At 69.9% G+C, this 13,012-nt stretch carries 24 protein-coding genes; 2 read left to right on the forward strand and 22 right to left on the reverse strand.

Features of this window, described 5'->3' with window-relative positions; all coding sequences use genetic code 11:
* The 21 genes from ACWCSD_RS34420 to ACWCSD_RS34520 all read right to left on the reverse strand — a co-directional run.
* Window positions 1–209 (reverse strand): hypothetical protein (locus ACWCSD_RS34420; RefSeq protein WP_449921187.1); only part of this gene is annotated, 209 nt, incomplete at its 3' end.
* 448 nt (window positions 210–657) lie between these two features.
* Entirely contained in the window at window positions 658–1,011 is a 354-nt protein-coding gene (locus ACWCSD_RS34425; RefSeq protein WP_449921189.1) for a hypothetical protein, read from the reverse strand.
* A 43-nt stretch (window positions 1,012–1,054) separates the two neighbouring features.
* Entirely contained in the window at window positions 1,055–1,600 is a 546-nt protein-coding gene (locus tag ACWCSD_RS34430) for a hypothetical protein (RefSeq protein WP_449921192.1), read from the reverse strand.
* Between the two features lie 55 nt (window positions 1,601–1,655).
* Window positions 1,656–2,333 (reverse strand): hypothetical protein, encoded by a 678-nt coding sequence (locus ACWCSD_RS34435; RefSeq protein WP_449921195.1) that lies wholly within the window; start codon window positions 2,331–2,333, stop codon window positions 1,656–1,658.
* Between the two features lie 23 nt (window positions 2,334–2,356).
* Window positions 2,357–2,953 (reverse strand): 6-pyruvoyl trahydropterin synthase family protein, encoded by a 597-nt coding sequence (locus tag ACWCSD_RS34440; RefSeq protein WP_449921198.1) that lies wholly within the window; start codon window positions 2,951–2,953, stop codon window positions 2,357–2,359.
* 119 nt (window positions 2,954–3,072) lie between these two features.
* On the reverse strand, window positions 3,073–3,240 hold the full coding sequence (locus ACWCSD_RS34445) for a hypothetical protein (protein WP_449921200.1): 168 nt from the start codon (window positions 3,238–3,240) through the stop codon (window positions 3,073–3,075).
* Window positions 3,237–3,512 (reverse strand): hypothetical protein, encoded by a 276-nt coding sequence (locus tag ACWCSD_RS34450; RefSeq protein WP_449921203.1) that lies wholly within the window; start codon window positions 3,510–3,512, stop codon window positions 3,237–3,239. Before ACWCSD_RS34450 ends, ACWCSD_RS34445 begins: the two co-directional genes overlap by 4 nt.
* 65 nt (window positions 3,513–3,577) lie before the next feature.
* The gene (locus ACWCSD_RS34455) at window positions 3,578–3,799 is read right to left on the reverse strand and encodes a hypothetical protein (protein WP_449921206.1); all 222 of its coding nucleotides are present in this window, start codon (window positions 3,797–3,799) and stop codon (window positions 3,578–3,580) included.
* Window positions 3,800–4,670: 871 nt separating this feature from the next.
* Window positions 4,671–5,138: a hypothetical protein gene (locus tag ACWCSD_RS34460; protein ID WP_449921209.1), complete on the reverse strand. Its 468-nt coding sequence runs from the start codon at window positions 5,136–5,138 to the stop codon at window positions 4,671–4,673.
* Window positions 5,128–5,436: a hypothetical protein gene (locus ACWCSD_RS34465; RefSeq protein ID WP_449921212.1), complete on the reverse strand. Its 309-nt coding sequence runs from the start codon at window positions 5,434–5,436 to the stop codon at window positions 5,128–5,130. The genes ACWCSD_RS34460 and ACWCSD_RS34465 overlap by 11 nt, the downstream gene beginning before the upstream one ends.
* Window positions 5,426–6,010, reverse strand: a complete 585-nt coding sequence (locus tag ACWCSD_RS34470; protein ID WP_449921214.1) for a hypothetical protein — start codon at window positions 6,008–6,010, stop codon at window positions 5,426–5,428. The genes ACWCSD_RS34465 and ACWCSD_RS34470 overlap by 11 nt, the downstream gene beginning before the upstream one ends.
* A 58-nt stretch (window positions 6,011–6,068) precedes the next feature.
* On the reverse strand, window positions 6,069–6,248 hold the full coding sequence (locus ACWCSD_RS34475) for a hypothetical protein (protein WP_449921216.1): 180 nt from the start codon (window positions 6,246–6,248) through the stop codon (window positions 6,069–6,071).
* Window positions 6,245–7,150, reverse strand: a complete 906-nt coding sequence (locus tag ACWCSD_RS34480; protein ID WP_449921218.1) for a hypothetical protein — start codon at window positions 7,148–7,150, stop codon at window positions 6,245–6,247. The genes ACWCSD_RS34475 and ACWCSD_RS34480 overlap by 4 nt, the downstream gene beginning before the upstream one ends.
* Window positions 7,151–7,226: 76 nt before the next feature.
* A complete protein-coding gene (locus tag ACWCSD_RS34485; RefSeq protein WP_449921220.1) occupies window positions 7,227–7,778 on the reverse strand; it encodes a hypothetical protein in 552 nt (183 codons plus the stop codon).
* Window positions 7,779–7,847: 69 nt separating this feature from the next.
* Window positions 7,848–8,225, reverse strand: coding sequence for a hypothetical protein (locus ACWCSD_RS34490; protein ID WP_449921223.1), 378 nt, complete (start codon window positions 8,223–8,225; stop codon window positions 7,848–7,850).
* Window positions 8,226–8,279: 54 nt separating this feature from the next.
* On the reverse strand, window positions 8,280–8,585 hold the full coding sequence (locus tag ACWCSD_RS34495) for a hypothetical protein (protein WP_449921225.1): 306 nt from the start codon (window positions 8,583–8,585) through the stop codon (window positions 8,280–8,282).
* A gap of 63 nt (window positions 8,586–8,648) precedes the next feature.
* Window positions 8,649–9,044: a hypothetical protein gene (locus ACWCSD_RS34500; protein WP_449921228.1), complete on the reverse strand. Its 396-nt coding sequence runs from the start codon at window positions 9,042–9,044 to the stop codon at window positions 8,649–8,651.
* 15 nt (window positions 9,045–9,059) lie between these two features.
* Window positions 9,060–9,944, reverse strand: a complete 885-nt coding sequence (locus ACWCSD_RS34505; protein ID WP_449921230.1) for a hypothetical protein — start codon at window positions 9,942–9,944, stop codon at window positions 9,060–9,062.
* Between the two features lie 74 nt (window positions 9,945–10,018).
* A complete protein-coding gene (locus ACWCSD_RS34510) occupies window positions 10,019–10,372 on the reverse strand; it encodes a hypothetical protein (protein WP_449921233.1) in 354 nt (117 codons plus the stop codon).
* A 96-nt stretch (window positions 10,373–10,468) separates the two neighbouring features.
* A complete protein-coding gene (locus tag ACWCSD_RS34515; protein ID WP_449921236.1) occupies window positions 10,469–10,789 on the reverse strand; it encodes a hypothetical protein in 321 nt (106 codons plus the stop codon).
* Window positions 10,786–10,956, reverse strand: coding sequence for a hypothetical protein (locus ACWCSD_RS34520; protein ID WP_449921238.1), 171 nt, complete (start codon window positions 10,954–10,956; stop codon window positions 10,786–10,788). The genes ACWCSD_RS34515 and ACWCSD_RS34520 overlap by 4 nt, the downstream gene beginning before the upstream one ends.
* Window positions 10,957–11,111: 155 nt before the next feature.
* On the opposite strand from ACWCSD_RS34520, the gene ACWCSD_RS34525 reads away from it, so the two are divergent.
* Both ACWCSD_RS34525 and ACWCSD_RS34530 read left to right on the forward strand, forming a co-directional pair.
* The gene (locus ACWCSD_RS34525; RefSeq protein ID WP_449921241.1) at window positions 11,112–11,702 is read left to right on the forward strand and encodes a phage tail tube protein; all 591 of its coding nucleotides are present in this window, start codon (window positions 11,112–11,114) and stop codon (window positions 11,700–11,702) included.
* Between the two features lie 97 nt (window positions 11,703–11,799).
* The gene (locus ACWCSD_RS34530) at window positions 11,800–12,108 is read left to right on the forward strand and encodes a DUF6504 family protein (protein ID WP_449921244.1); all 309 of its coding nucleotides are present in this window, start codon (window positions 11,800–11,802) and stop codon (window positions 12,106–12,108) included.
* Window positions 12,109–12,112: 4 nt separating this feature from the next.
* Here the strand turns inward: ACWCSD_RS34530 and ACWCSD_RS34535 are convergent.
* Window positions 12,113–13,012, reverse strand: a 900-nt coding sequence (locus tag ACWCSD_RS34535; RefSeq protein ID WP_449921248.1) for a hypothetical protein, incomplete at its 5' end; no start/stop codon positions are given.

Consider the following 13,012-nt stretch of genomic DNA (forward strand, 5'->3'; position numbering starts at 1 on the left):
ATGGTGTCGGCGACCAGCCGGGCGCAGGCGGGACTGTGCCTTGATGAGATGTCGGGGTTCATGAACAGGTCGATCCGCTGGCCGGCGTCCCCGACCCGCATGGGCTGGCCGTTGCAGTTCCCTGCTCGCAGGGGTGCGGCCAGGGCTGGCGTCGGGATGGTGGCGATCACCAGAGCACTGGCGGCGATCGCGGTGGTGAGCTTGCTCATGGTTCCTCCTGAGGCCGGTCAGCCGAAGAACCGGCTATCTCACTGATGGTAGTTGGACGTACTCGCACGGTAAACTTATTAAAGGGATCCCGGGCTGGCGCGTAGCCGGCGCGAGCCATCGCCATCTCCAAAGAGCCCACACCAGCCCGGAAGCGATCAGCGAGGCCACCATTCCTGGCCTGCCGCGATCCTCGCCGGGCTCGTCGCCGGCGCGGCCGTCCTTAGCACCAGCCTGTAGCCCAGAGACGACGAAGGGCCCGAACCCCCCTCTGCCGGGGTTCGGGCCCTTCCGCATGCCGTACGGGCTACCAGCCGCCCATGTGCCGCATGCCGCCAGTGGAGCGGACGCCGCCGCCCACGCTCGCCGCCCATCCGCCGTTGTCGCTGTGTCTCATCATCCGGGCAGCCTGCCAGCGCGCCCGCGCCGGCGGCAACCCCTCGCGCTCGATCACACCGGCCCGGCCGGCACCCGGACCTCCGTCGTCTGCCCGTCGAACGTCACCGCCTCGATCACCTCGCCCCCGTCGCCCCGGTCGTCTTCCAGTTGGGCGAGACGCGTCTCCAGCTCGGCCACCCGCTCCTCCAGCGCCTCGACACGGTCGGCGAGCTCGGGACGGCGCTCGAACGGCTCGGCCGGCTCGGCGGGGGCGAGCCACGGGTGCGTCTGGGTGAACAGGCCCGTCAACGCCCGCCCGGCCGGGTGGCGGCGCTTCGCCTCCTCCCGCGCGACCACGTCCGGGGCGACGTACGTCGCCGAGGGCTCCCCCCAAGAGCGTTCGGTCTTGTCCAACGCGGCCCGCAAGTCACGCTCCGCACTCACCTCTCCAGAATCCCCCGCGCCATGACTACCCACCGTGCTCCTCCCCCGATCCCGCCTGGCCGGCCTGCTCGGCACGGGCCGCCTCAGCCGCACGCCGCTCCTTCGCAGCACGCACCCTCGCCAGCACGTTCTCCACCACATCGGCCTGCGCCACCTCCACCGGGCCCGCGTTCGGCCCGCTGACCTCCAGCGCCTTCCTCGGCTGCCAATCCTCCGGATCGAGCTGCGCCAACGCCTTGAGAGCGACCGCCCCGTTCGGCGGCGTCACCTGCACCTCCTCCGACCCGTCCGGCCGCACCGTCCGCTTGATCTCCACCCCGCCCACCGCATCCTCGAACACCGCGTTCACCAGCCGGCCGATCGCTCGCGCGCCCGCGCGCGTAAACCGGGCCGAGAAGTCCGAGTAGATCGGGTCTGGGTCTTCCCCTTCTTCGCCTTTGGAGAGCCAGAGTTGGAGGGTTGATCGGCTGATTCCGCAGGCTGCGGCGGCTCCTCGGGTTCCGTGGCCGTTGGCTCGGGCTTCGCATAGGAGGTCGGCTAGTTCGGGGGTGAGTTTGGTGGGGCGTCCCATGGTGGTGTTCCTCCTCTCGCGGGGGGTTCAGGGGCTGGGGGTGGCTGGTGTCGGGCTACTGGGCGGTGGGGGTGGCGGGCTCGGGCTGGGCGCCGAGGGCGCGGATGTAGTTGAGGGCGGCCTGCCGGTGGACGATGTACGCCTTGCCGACGCGGCGGCCGCCGAGTTCCTTCTTGCTGACCATGTCGCGGATGCGGGCGGCGGGGAGGCCGAGGGCCTGGACGGCTTCCTCGACGGTGAGGTCGTGGTTGGGGACGCGGCGGCGCATGGCGTCGATCACCTTGGAGCGGTTGGCGGTGGTGTACCAGCGGAGGACGCCGATGCCGGTGCGGAAGATTCGGCCTTCGGTTTCGAGGGCGCGGAGGGCGGCTTGGACGCGGTTGAGGGTGTCGTGGCCGGCGGTGAGGTCGGCGGCGGTGGCGCCGTTGGCTCCGGTGGCGTGGATGTTGGTGTGGAGCTGGTCGCGGAAGGCGGCGATTTCGGCTTCGGTGTACCGGCGGGCGGGGACGGTCTCGGCTTCGGGCTCGGGTGTGATGCCGGGGAGGGTGTCGGCCACTTGGATGTCGGCGGCGTACTGGGCGACGCTCTTGAGGCCGGTCGCGGCCGGGGGGAGGGCGCTGGTGAGCTTGGTGGCGGCCTGGCCGACTTGCTCGGCGAGGGTGGTGAAGCGGGCGAGGTCGGTGGTCTTGACGAGGGTGTAGGCGTCGGCCGGGTAGCGCTCGGTGGTCGTCATGTCGGGTGCTCCTTCGGAGGGGGTTAGTTGCCGGTCGTGGCGTGGGCGAGGCGGCGGAAGGTGGCCGCGGGCATGGTCGTCATGTCGCGGAGGGTGGGGGCGGGGATCGTGGGCGTCGGGGCGGGCGGGTCGGGGTTGTGCCACGTCGCGGAGTTGCGGTCAGTCTCGTGGACGGTGACCTGGGCGACGTACACGTCGGTGCGTTGGGTGGAGCGTGCCAGCCAGTCGTGTGCGTGGTGGGCGAGCAGCTGCGCGACGCCTTCGACGGTGGGCCAAGCGACTTCGGGGAAGTCGCGGCCGAACACGAACAGGCGCTGGCCGCGGCGGGTGAACATGGCGGCGAGCGGGCTGGGGGTGCCGTCCGGGCCCGGCTGCAGGAGGGGCATGAGGGGGTCGTCGGCGCCGAGCATGAGGGCGTGGTCGAGGTGGTGGTCGATCCAGACGCGGGCGCGGGCTTTGAGGAGGCCGAAGTCCACGATGACGCCGCTCGCGTCGAGCGAGGGGGCGGCGATGGTGATGGCGGTCCGCCAGGTGTGGCCGTGGAGGCTGGAGCACTTGCCGGGCAGGTGCGGGAGGGAGTGGCCGGCTTCCCAGGTGTGTTCGACGGTCTCGGTGAACATCGGCTGATCCGAGGTCCCTTCCGGGGGTTGGGTTGGTGCTGGTCGGGTGGTGCGCGGGGAGTGTGGCAGGTTCGCGGGTTAACGTCCTGTCGGCCGTGTCGCGGGGCCGGCTGGGGGGGTTAGTCGCTGGTTTCGGCGATGAGGACCAGGACGGCGCCGCCGACCAGGAGCCAGCAGACGATGGCGAGCGCGGTGATGTCGGTGGTGGCCGCGGACCAGGCGAGGGCGATGAGGGTGGCGAAGCGGCCGATGATGGGCGCGCACCCCTCGTCGTGGGGGCGGCTCATGCGCACGCTCCCACGGGGGTGGCGTCGATGACGGCCGGGGCGGGGGCGGGGCCGTATTCGAGGCTGGTGCGGGCGAGGATGGCGGCCAGGTCGTGGAAGCCGCGCGGCACCGCCCGCTGCGGTGCGGCCGCGGGGGCGGGGGTGAACCAGCCGCTGGCCGGCGGGGCGGGCGGGGGTGGGGCCTCGGCCATGGCGCGGGGGAAGGGCGCGGTGTTGGTGTACCGCTGTTCGCGCAGCTCGGCGACGAGCGCGTCATAGATCGGCGTGTTCATGCGCCGATGGGTAGCAGGTGCGTTCGTTAGCGTCGCGTCGCCCTGGTCGACGCGACGCCGGCGCGCTACTGGGCGGGCTGCTTGCGGGGGCGGCCGCGCTTCTTCGGCGTCTGGTCGTGGTTGCAGATGCCGCAGGTGCAGGGCAGTTCGCCGGGCTGCTCGGGGTCTGGGTTGATGTACCGGCCGGTGCAATCGCTGTGCTGGCCGGTGGCGCACACGTGCGACCAGGTGTCGAGGTCGGCGCGGCTGTAGCCGGGGGGAACGATCACGTTGTCGGTGGCAGCCATGCCTCAAGGATCGCACGCGGTGACCGTGGCGCAGCAATGCGTACACGTGTTCGAGAAGTGGGCGGGCAGCGTAGCCCGGTTCGTCCCGGATCGCCGCAGGCGGGCCTCCAGGGCCGCACAGCCGTATTGGTGGAGTCGGGGTAGCTGGCTACGTGGACATGTTCGCCGGAAAGAAAGCGGTAACTAGCGCTTACCACTTGCCTTCAAATTCGTGAGATGCGCCGCGCTAAATGACTGCGCAAATGAGGGTGGAGAATACCCGGTCAACGTACGGTCATTTAGCGCCAGCGCTACCGGATTGTTGCACCAATCCCTGGTCAGGTTCCAAGTCTCATGATCCACTCCCCCGCCGGATTCCGGTTTACCGGTGACTGGAAACCCGTTACCGGTAAGCCGGTGGCCTTCACCCGTACTGTGGCTTAAAGGTTCTTGGATTTGCCCGGCGGGACGCCAGTGGCTGGCGTTACTATGGCGCTGCAACGCGAACAGCCGGACCTTCCTACAGGTCCGGCTGTTCGCTGGCCCGGCCAGGGCGAGCCCCGGCGCGGATCATATGAGCCATGCACCTCGTAGGATACGCGTCTTCGTCCTGGTCGGGCCTCCGTTTACTCCAATGGAGGGGTCCCGATGTCGAAGAACAAGCCGGTCGTAATCAAGGTCCACGTTCCCATGTGGGTAGTCCACCTCGCGTGGATGGCGGCCCTCGCCACCATCGTCGCGCTGGTCCTGCTCAAGGCGGGGGCGACCATCGACGTCACCATCGGCAGCAGCAGGTAGCTGTAGCACGTAAAGGCGGCCGTCCCCGGGTTGTGCGAGACGGCCGCCTTTACGTTGTAGATACGTTGCGTCCAGTTCGGGCGGGGTGACCTGGTCAGTTGCCGTCCGGGGCGGGGAGCTGGGTGAGGTGCAGCCGGAACGGCTTGCCGTCGAGGGTGAGCGTCACCTCGGGCTGGTCGCCGTGACCGTGCCGCACGGTGACGTCCAGGCCGGACTCGTCCAGGGTGTCGGCGACGAACACGGCCGCGATGGCGGTGACGTCTACGGCGGGGGCGGTGGTGGTCATGCTGGGCTCCTTGCTGGTGAAGAGGTCGGCCTGTCCGGCGATGTAGAGCCAGGTGCGGCGGGGGCGGCCGTGGCCTCGGCCGTGCTGTCGTCGTTGGCCGCGGCGGCACTTGTCGCCGCGGCGGTGTTGCAGGGACTTGGTGGCCCAGATGCGGTGTCCGCACCCGAGACACGTGGCCCAGGGCCGCCGCCGAGGCTTGGTGCCCTGGGTGGCGGCCTGGTCGAGGATCAGGAACTCCTCCTCGGCGTCCGCGTCGGGAGCCGGGTCAGTAGTCACCGGGCGCCACCCGGATCGTGCGAACGGTGTGGGAGCTGCAGGAGACTCCGACGAGCGTCTGCCGGATCGCCTCGGCGTCGGGCCTGCTGCCGAAGCGGCGCGTCTCAAGGATGCGGAGCTCCCACGCGCAGGTGCCGGCCAGGCGTTCCGGTGAGGTCGCCTCGATCACCTGTCGCGGGGCCAGGCCGATGGCGCGGCGGACCGCCACGGCTTCGGGGTGGTCGTAAGCGCAGATGACGGTGACGTGCTCGCCGTGGTCGGGCAGCTCGGCGAGCACGCGGGCGAGGTTAGTAGTCACTGGCGTCGTCGGAGCCGAGGAGGGGCGCGTTGATGCGGCGGGCCATGGCCAGGGCGGCGGTCCAGCCGTGGCGGATCTGGTCGTGGTCGTCGGCCACGACGCGGCGGCGGTCGGGCCCGGTCAGGGCGGTGCCGGCGTACCGCTCGAACGCGCCGTGGTCTTCCATGTCGTCGGCGGCCTGCTCCAGCATCTCCTCGATGAACGCGGCCATGTCGGGGCCGGTCAGGGTGATCCATTCGGCAACGCGGGTGTCGAGCATGCCGGTGACGAACTCGGCCTCGTACATGGCGTCTTCGTGGGTGTGGGTGAGCCGGTCGTGGGCGACAGCCGCCTCTCCGGTGCCGACGTAGGAGGGGCCGGTCATCGGGCCCCACGGGCTGGGGGTGGTGACGGGCGGCTGTGTCGGGTCGGGCTGCTTGTTGTAGACGATGTACCAGGCGTTCCACTTGTCTTCGCGGCCGGCTGTGGTGGCGGCGCGGGCCGCGGCGGCGCGTTCGCGCCATTTGGTGATGGCGGCGCGGACCTCGTCGGCCGGGGTGATGGTGGCCGGTGTCTCGGCGGTAGGGGTGGTCATGGTTCTCCTCCGGACAGGCCCGCCCGGCGCACGGGCCGGGCGGGCGGGGTGGGGGTGATCAGGCGTGCTGTGGGCAGTCGGGGTGCGCGTAGGCGACCATGTCGCCGTACTCGTCCGCGCCGAGGTCACGGGCGGTGGTGCAGCCCCCGTTACAGTCGGGCGGCGCGCTGCACGCAGTGTCGGGCTTGGTGGCGGCCTGGTCGAGGATGTGGAACTCTCCGGGCGCCTGCTCGGTCACTCGGCCGGCCTGACGAGTTCGGCGACGTCGCCCCATCGGTTTGAGACGGCCGTGAGGAGGGTCCGCTCCTCCTCCATGGCGGTCGTGTCGTGCTGCCACTGGTCGTGGTCGAGCAGGTCGGCGATCCGGTCGGCGATGAGCGCGTCCAGGGTGGTGGGGTCGAGGGCGTCGAGCTCCCACGAGCTGTAGCCGTGCTCGATGACGTACCTGCCGGACCGGGAGTCCGACATCTTCGCCGGGTTGGGCGGCGGGTTGTACTGCTCGACCTGGTCCATGTTGAGGGCGATGCGGATGATTTCGACGTCGGCGCCGAACAGCTCCAGGCGCTCCCGGATGTCGCGCGTCATGTCCACGCCGGAGGGGTCGTGATCGCCAAGGTGGAGGATGACGGGCTTTTGGCCGCGCCGGTTGTAGCGGATGAGCCGCTGGGCGGCCTGGTGGACCTCGCTGATGCTGGTGTAGCCCCGGCACGAGAAGTAGTCGACGTCGTGGCGCTGGCAGACGTTGGCGATGACGCCGACGAGGGCGTCCTTCTCGATCCACACCTCGATGCGGTGGTCTTGGTTGGCCCACCGTTCGGTGCGGTAGCTGTAGGCGACGCTGTCGATGATGTGGCTGGGGTCGTTCCAGTGGGGAAGACCGCGCAGGTTGCGGGTGCGGTCCACGATGTAGTCCCAGTCCATGGCGCCGGCGAGGCGAGCGTCGGACACGATCTCGCCGAGCCACTTGTACTTCTTCTGGCTGTTCTCCAACCAGCCGCGGGCGACGAACTGGTAGTAGAGCTGCCGGAGGGTGAGGTCGAAGCCTTGGCGCTGGTAGTCGGCGCAGATGGCGTTGGCCTTGTCGATGATGTCGAGGTGGGTGGTGTTGAACTTCTTGGGGATGTAGCAGCGGCGGGCCATGGGGGCTCCAGGGGAGTGTCGAGGGCGAGAGGGGCCGCCCAGCGCATGGGCCGGGCGGGCGAGAGGAACGGGCGGGTCAGGAGGCGTCGGGGAGCTGAACGCCGTTGGCGAGCAGGTGCCGGGCCAGGGCTACGAGGTTGGCGTCGCCGAAGTCGCTCATCAGGGCGGCGAGCTTCTGCACCTTGTCCGGGTCGGGCTCGTCACGGGCGGCGTGCGCGGCCATCACCAGGGCCTCGCCCGTGGTGGCCGCGTGCTGCCACGGCCAACGGATGTGGCGCTGCCTGCCGTCGAGGTCCTGGACGAGGATGACGTCACGGGTGCGGGTGTCGATGATCACTTCGCCGCGCGGCACCGTGACGGACGTGACACCGGTCATGGGGCCGGCCACGTCGAGGATGATCACGTGAGGGCGGCCGGTCACCTCGGCGTGGAGCCGGGCGACCTCCTGCCGGTGGGGGCATTCGGTGCTGGGGCTGTTCACCCACGGGTCGCCGTCGCAGGCGCAGGCGAGTCCGCCGACGCCTTCCTTCTGGTGGTCGAGCAGGCGGCCCACGGCGGCGGTCAGGCGGGCGTACAGCTCGCTGTTGTCGAGGGTCTGCACGTTGTCGGCGGGCTGGGAGGAGCTCATGGTTTTCCTCGGAGGTGGGGCCGCCCGGCGCGCTGCCGGGCGGGCGATGGAGTGGGCGGGTCGAGGGCTCTACATCAGGCCCTTGGTCTGCTGCAGCCAGCTCACGGCGCTGTCCATCGCCTCCCGCCAGGTCTTGAAGGGGTGGCGGAAGGTCCGGTACGGCATGTCGTTGAAGAGGGGCTGCCACGCCCAGAGCGGCACGCCGTGCGGGCCGAGGAGGCGGTAGACGCGGACGCGCTTGGCCGGCCAGGGCTTCATGGGGGCGTCGGCCGGGAGGGCGACGAAGCCGTTGCCGACGTTGAGGAGCATGCCGCCGTTGGTGATGGCGGCGATGGTGCCGTGCATGTGGTCGCTCGGGTTGTCGCGGTTGGTGACGCGGACGCGGGTGCGGTTGAGGATGAAGTCGGCCAGTTCGTCGGCCGTGCGGGGCCGCAGGGCGGTGGTCATAGGGGGTCTCCAAGGGGAGGGGCGGCGCGGTGCGCGCCGCCCGGGGGGCGAGCGTCAGGAGCCGGACTTGACGGAGGTGTTGGCGGCCTCGGTCTGGGCGCGGAACTGCTCGAACTGCTCGTCGGTCATGTGGGTGGCCATCAGGTTGATGACGGCGGTGCGGGAGTCGCGTTCGGCGCGGAGCCGCTCTATCTGGCGCTGGTTGTGCAGGTAGACGAACTTCCAGGCGACGGCCCAGAACGCGAGGATGGCGGCGATGGGGTTGTCATCGACCACGAGGGCCTTGAGGCCGATCCAGTAGGTGATGACGGCAGCGGCGATCAGGGCGTATCGGGCAACGTGAGCCTTGGTGAAAGTCATGGGGTGTGCCTTCCGAAGGTTGAGGGGTTGAGCCCCGCCCGGGATGGGCGGGGCGGGGTGAGGTCAGATGGAGTGCACGTGGCGGTCGGGTGTCAGGGGGACCGTGCGCAGGTGGCGCTTGGGCTGGCGGTGGCGGGCGATGTAGGGGCTCGCGGCGGCGGCGAGGGCCTGCACGAGCGGGGTGTCGGCGAGCCAGGCGCGCGGGTTGCGCCTCATGGCCTCGGCCTCGGCGTCGCCCGCGCTGACGACCTCGTCGTACGCCTGCGTGTGGAACGGCGGCATCTTGATGTCGCACAGGGCCATGGCGGCGGCTCGGACGATGCCCTCGTGCTGCCGGTCGAGCCACACCAGCAGGTTGCGGGCGTAACGCGGGCTCATCCGGGCGATGATGTGCGTCGTGCCGTGCTCGTCCGTCCAGGTGTTCGCCTCGTGGAGGCGGGCGTACCAGTTCGCGTACATCGGGGTCCTTCGGAGTCAGCCGGCCTGGAGGGCGAGAGCGAGGGCGAGGGGGGTGGTGGCGATCCAGCCGCGCGGGTCGGCGACGGCGACGGCGGACTCCAGGAGCGGCGCGCGGGTGCGGCTGTCCGGGAACGCGGCGGCGCTGTTGCCGAGGAGGTAGCCGATGACGTCGTCGGAGATCCGCCGGGCGTGGATGTCGAGCCAGGACAGCGCCGAGTACGCCTGTAGGGGCGTCATGGAGGTGATGCGGTGCGGCCTGCCGTACTCGTCGGTCCAGGTCTCCGTCTGCGCGAGGCGGGCGAACCAGTCCGTAGGGGCGGGCGGTGTGGGGGCGGCCGGGGCGGGCGCGGGCGGCTCGGGCGGCGGCGGGGTGAACGAGCTGGCGGGCCAGAGGACGAACACTCCGGGGCCCTCCCCCGGCTCGTAGCCCCACGCGCCAGGGGAGAAGTCGCTTTCGGGGGCGTAGTACTCGAAGCCCATGTGCGTGCCGAGGGGCACGAACCGGGCCTTGTCGTTGTAGTCGTGGTCCGGGACGACCAGGAGCATGTCCGGGTCGACCAGGGCGAGGTGTTCGAGCAGCTTCGCGAGCTGGTGGGTGTCGGCCGCCTTGTCCAGCTCGTAGACGCTGATGGTCTCGTGGTAGGGCGCGATGAGGGCGGCGACGCGGGGGCCGTCGTCGGGGTTGCGGGTGAGGTGGCCGACCGTCTGCTCGGGGCGGTGGGGGTCGGTGAGCTGTTTGAAGTAGCCGATCTCGGCGCGGCCGGTGAACCGCCAGCCCAGCGAGCCGTAGAAGCTGCTCACCATGACGGAGGTGGGGTCGTCCGGTGCTTCGTACTGGGTGGCGTCGGCCAGGACGGTGCGGGCCTTGGCCACGGTCATGGGCAGGGTGACGTCGGTCACGGGTTGTGCTCCAGCGTGGGGAGGGTGGCCCCCGCCCGGGAGTAGTCGGGCGGGGACCAGCGGGCCGGGACGGGTTAGGCGATGGCCGGGACGGCGTACAGGCGGTCGGTGGCCTTGCCGAGCTTCACGGCGGCCTCGATCGAGCCGAGGACGATCTCCGTGGGCATCCGGACGTCGAACTTGGTCTCGGACAGGTGGCCGTGCCGGTAGGTGTCCTCGCCGTCGCTGGCCTCACCCGGGCCGAACACGCGGAGGGTGACGTCGCCGTACTGCTCGTGGACCTCGACGCGGTAGCCGAAGCCCTGGTAGACGCGGGTGTACTGGGCGTCGTAGCCGCCCAGCTCCTCCGGGTCGATGCCGAGGTCGGCGAAGCCGAAGCCGAGCAGTTCGGTGTGGAGGTGACCGGTGTAGGGGCGCATGGCGATCATCGGTTGTGCCTTTCTTCCTGGGGTTTTCGGTGTTCGACCGGGGTTCGCAGCCCTCGGCCTCACAAGGAAAACTGTAGGGCATATTTATCATCATGTCTAGTCCTGGCCCGGATCGTGGAACATCTGCTCAAGCTCGGCGATCCGGTCGCCGTCCTCCCCCGGGTCGGTCACCAGCAGCGCCAGCACCGCCTTGTCCTGCTCGCTCATCCGGAAGCGCGGCTTCCCCTCCCGGATGGCCTGCGCGGCCGGGGCGAGGATCGTGGCGAACGTCTCCAGCCGGCTCGCGAGCCGCTTCCGCTCCCGCTCCCCCGACGCCCGGCCCGCCCGCCGGCCGAGCAGGAAAGCCAGCATCCCCAGCACGCCGAGCGGGAGCGCCCAGTGCGCCGCCCACGGCAGCAGCCCCCACAGCCCAGTCACGGCCGCTCCCAGTGCGCGGCCAGGTAGTGACGCCGCCACCCGGCACCGGCGGCGGCCTCGTGCGGGGCGTCCTGCCAACTCCCCCGCGTCGGGCACGGCTCGATCAGGCACCGCCAGCGTGCCCGCTTCGGCTCGGCCGCCGTGGTGCGGGCCTTCGTCGTCGTCATGGCGGGCACGTGTAGCGCATCGAGGGGTTAACGTCCTGCGCCGCAGGTCAGCGCGACGTAAGCCCGTCGTGCCCCTACTCTCCCCCGCTGGGTCCCCAACCTGACACGCCTGTTCCGCCGTGCGCGGGCGGGCGCGAGTGGCTGGGAGGACCCCGATGGGCTCCGAGAACGTGTTCATCCCGCAGCAGGCGCGGCTGTGGCTTGCGCCGGTCGGCACGGCCGCGCCGGAGGGCCCGACCGTGACCATGCCGTCCGCGTGGTACGACATCGGCCTTTTCACGCCGGATTCGTTCAACTGGGCCACCGACCCGAGTTTTGAGGAGACCCGCGCCCACCAGTCGAATTACGCCGTCCGGCGTTGGCAGACGGAGGACGCGGCCACGATCGAGGTGGACCTGCTGGAGTGGACCGCGGCCTCGTTCAGGGCCGTGTACGGCGGCGGCGTGATCGAGAAGGTTACGCCGGAGGGCGGCGGCGCGGCCTACTTCAAGTTCACTCCGCCGGCCATCGGTGGCCGTACGGAGACGGCGGCGTGCCTGGAGCTGATCGACGGCACGAAGAAGATCCGTCGCATGGTCCCGAGGTGCGAGCAGGCCGAGGGCGTCGAGCAGTCCTTCCAGAAGACCGAGGCGTCCACGCTGCCGCTGCGTCTGTCCGTCCTCGGCGGCGACATCGGAGCGCCGTACTACGACCTGATCAGCGGCAACTGGGCGGCGTTCGACCCGACCCCGCCCTCCGGGTCCTGACCAGGAGACACACCAGCGTGAGGGGCGTCGGCCGGGTTCGGTCGGCGCCCCTTCCGCGTTCCGAGGCCGGGCGGGCTCGTGTCCTACGCTGAGCCGGGTGGAGGTCGGGGGAAGCGTCGAGGTCGTGACCGAGCCGGCCGGGGACGACCCGGCGTACCCGGCCGGCCGGCCCGTCTCGCTCAGGTGGGCTCGGCGTGGCCGCCCGCTCCGCACCTACCGGGTGCTGGAGGTGCTGGAGGCGTGGGCCACCACCCGGCAGTGGTGGCGGGAGGATCTACCGTTCGACGCGCCCTTGGACGTGTGGCACTACCGGGTGCAGGCCCAATCCGAGCGGGGGGAGGGGATCCTGACGCTGTCGGTGGACGTGGCCCGTGGCCGATGGCTACTGACAGGATTCGGCGATTAGCCTGTCAAATTGAGGTGTGCTGGGTCGGAGATGCCTCTGCCTCCACCTCGATCGCCAGTTCTTCCGTATGACGCTGCAGTTCTTGCAGGATGATGTCCGGTCGGGCAGTGAGGACGGGATTCTTACGGAGCGCCTCAACCTCCAGTTGACTCAGCTCACGGCGCACAACGGTGCCAGCGTGCTTGACCACGAGCAGAGTCCCATGGTGGATGATCGCCGAATCGACGGTTGCAAGTGCCTCCATCACCTTGGCGAAAGCTTCCGCCTCCTTCTGGTTCACCTCTGCCTGCCGGGTGTCGAGACCGTAGAGTCCTACGGCCCTGCCCGCCAGAGCCATGCCCTCGTCTAGATGATCTTCAGCGCCCTTTCGGAAGCGGGTCAGGAAGGTTCTCCAGAAGGAGCCGATGATCGGGTCTCCTTCCCAGGAGATCTCCAAGCCCTGGGCTGTTAGCCACTCGGCCACCGCCGATTGCACTGCTTCCTGTTGAGTTTCATCGTCGATGAAGATCGTTAGTGGTTGCTCATCCAGCCGCCTGTTCAGCTCGCGCAGTCGGACTTCGCTTCGATACCGACTGCCCTCGTCTGACGGGGGGAAAAACGGCAAGAGGTTCCGCCTCGCACGACCAAGGCGAGTTTGCACAACATCAGTCGACTCGCTTGCCACGGCAACGTCGTCCCGGTGGGCGCCCTCGGGTAGAAGCTCACGAGCGAAGTCGTATGCCATGAGCCAGGGTGCACGCCGCAATTCGTCCCGATAGAGCTTGATGAGGAATGCCTCTAGGGCTGCTCGTGAAGGCAGCCATGGTGCGTCTTTGAGCTGGTCGAAGCCGAAGAGGGGGGCCAGATGCCTGCTACGGCTGTCCTCCGATAGCAGACGCAGAATGCGGAGATAATCCGTGTTGGC

This window comes from Nonomuraea sp. NPDC001684 (genome assembly GCF_053596515.1).

Coding starts and splice junctions, on each gene's coding strand:
- ACWCSD_RS34500 (WP_449921228.1), bottom strand. CDS start 9,044: ATGTACGCGAACTGGTACGCCCGCCTCCACGAGGCGAACACCTGGACG.
- ACWCSD_RS34510 (WP_449921233.1), bottom strand. CDS start 10,372: ATGATCGCCATGCGCCCCTACACCGGTCACCTCCACACCGAACTGCTC.
- ACWCSD_RS34490 (WP_449921223.1), bottom strand. CDS start 8,225: ATGACCACCGCCCTGCGGCCCCGCACGGCCGACGAACTGGCCGACTTC.
- ACWCSD_RS34520 (WP_449921238.1), bottom strand. CDS start 10,956: ATGACGACGACGAAGGCCCGCACCACGGCGGCCGAGCCGAAGCGGGCA.
- ACWCSD_RS34435 (WP_449921195.1), bottom strand. CDS start 2,333: ATGACGACCACCGAGCGCTACCCGGCCGACGCCTACACCCTCGTCAAG.
- ACWCSD_RS34445 (WP_449921200.1), bottom strand. CDS start 3,240: ATGAGCCGCCCCCACGACGAGGGGTGCGCGCCCATCATCGGCCGCTTC.
- ACWCSD_RS34430 (WP_449921192.1), bottom strand. CDS start 1,600: ATGGGACGCCCCACCAAACTCACCCCCGAACTAGCCGACCTCCTATGC.
- ACWCSD_RS34470 (WP_449921214.1), bottom strand. CDS start 6,010: ATGACCACCCCTACCGCCGAGACACCGGCCACCATCACCCCGGCCGAC.
- ACWCSD_RS34450 (WP_449921203.1), bottom strand. CDS start 3,512: ATGAACACGCCGATCTATGACGCGCTCGTCGCCGAGCTGCGCGAACAG.
- ACWCSD_RS34525 (WP_449921241.1), top strand. CDS start 11,112: ATGGGCTCCGAGAACGTGTTCATCCCGCAGCAGGCGCGGCTGTGGCTT.
- ACWCSD_RS34480 (WP_449921218.1), bottom strand. CDS start 7,150: ATGGCCCGCCGCTGCTACATCCCCAAGAAGTTCAACACCACCCACCTC.
- ACWCSD_RS34485 (WP_449921220.1), bottom strand. CDS start 7,778: ATGAGCTCCTCCCAGCCCGCCGACAACGTGCAGACCCTCGACAACAGC.
- ACWCSD_RS34455 (WP_449921206.1), bottom strand. CDS start 3,799: ATGGCTGCCACCGACAACGTGATCGTTCCCCCCGGCTACAGCCGCGCC.
- ACWCSD_RS34440 (WP_449921198.1), bottom strand. CDS start 2,953: ATGTTCACCGAGACCGTCGAACACACCTGGGAAGCCGGCCACTCCCTC.
- ACWCSD_RS34495 (WP_449921225.1), bottom strand. CDS start 8,585: ATGACTTTCACCAAGGCTCACGTTGCCCGATACGCCCTGATCGCCGCT.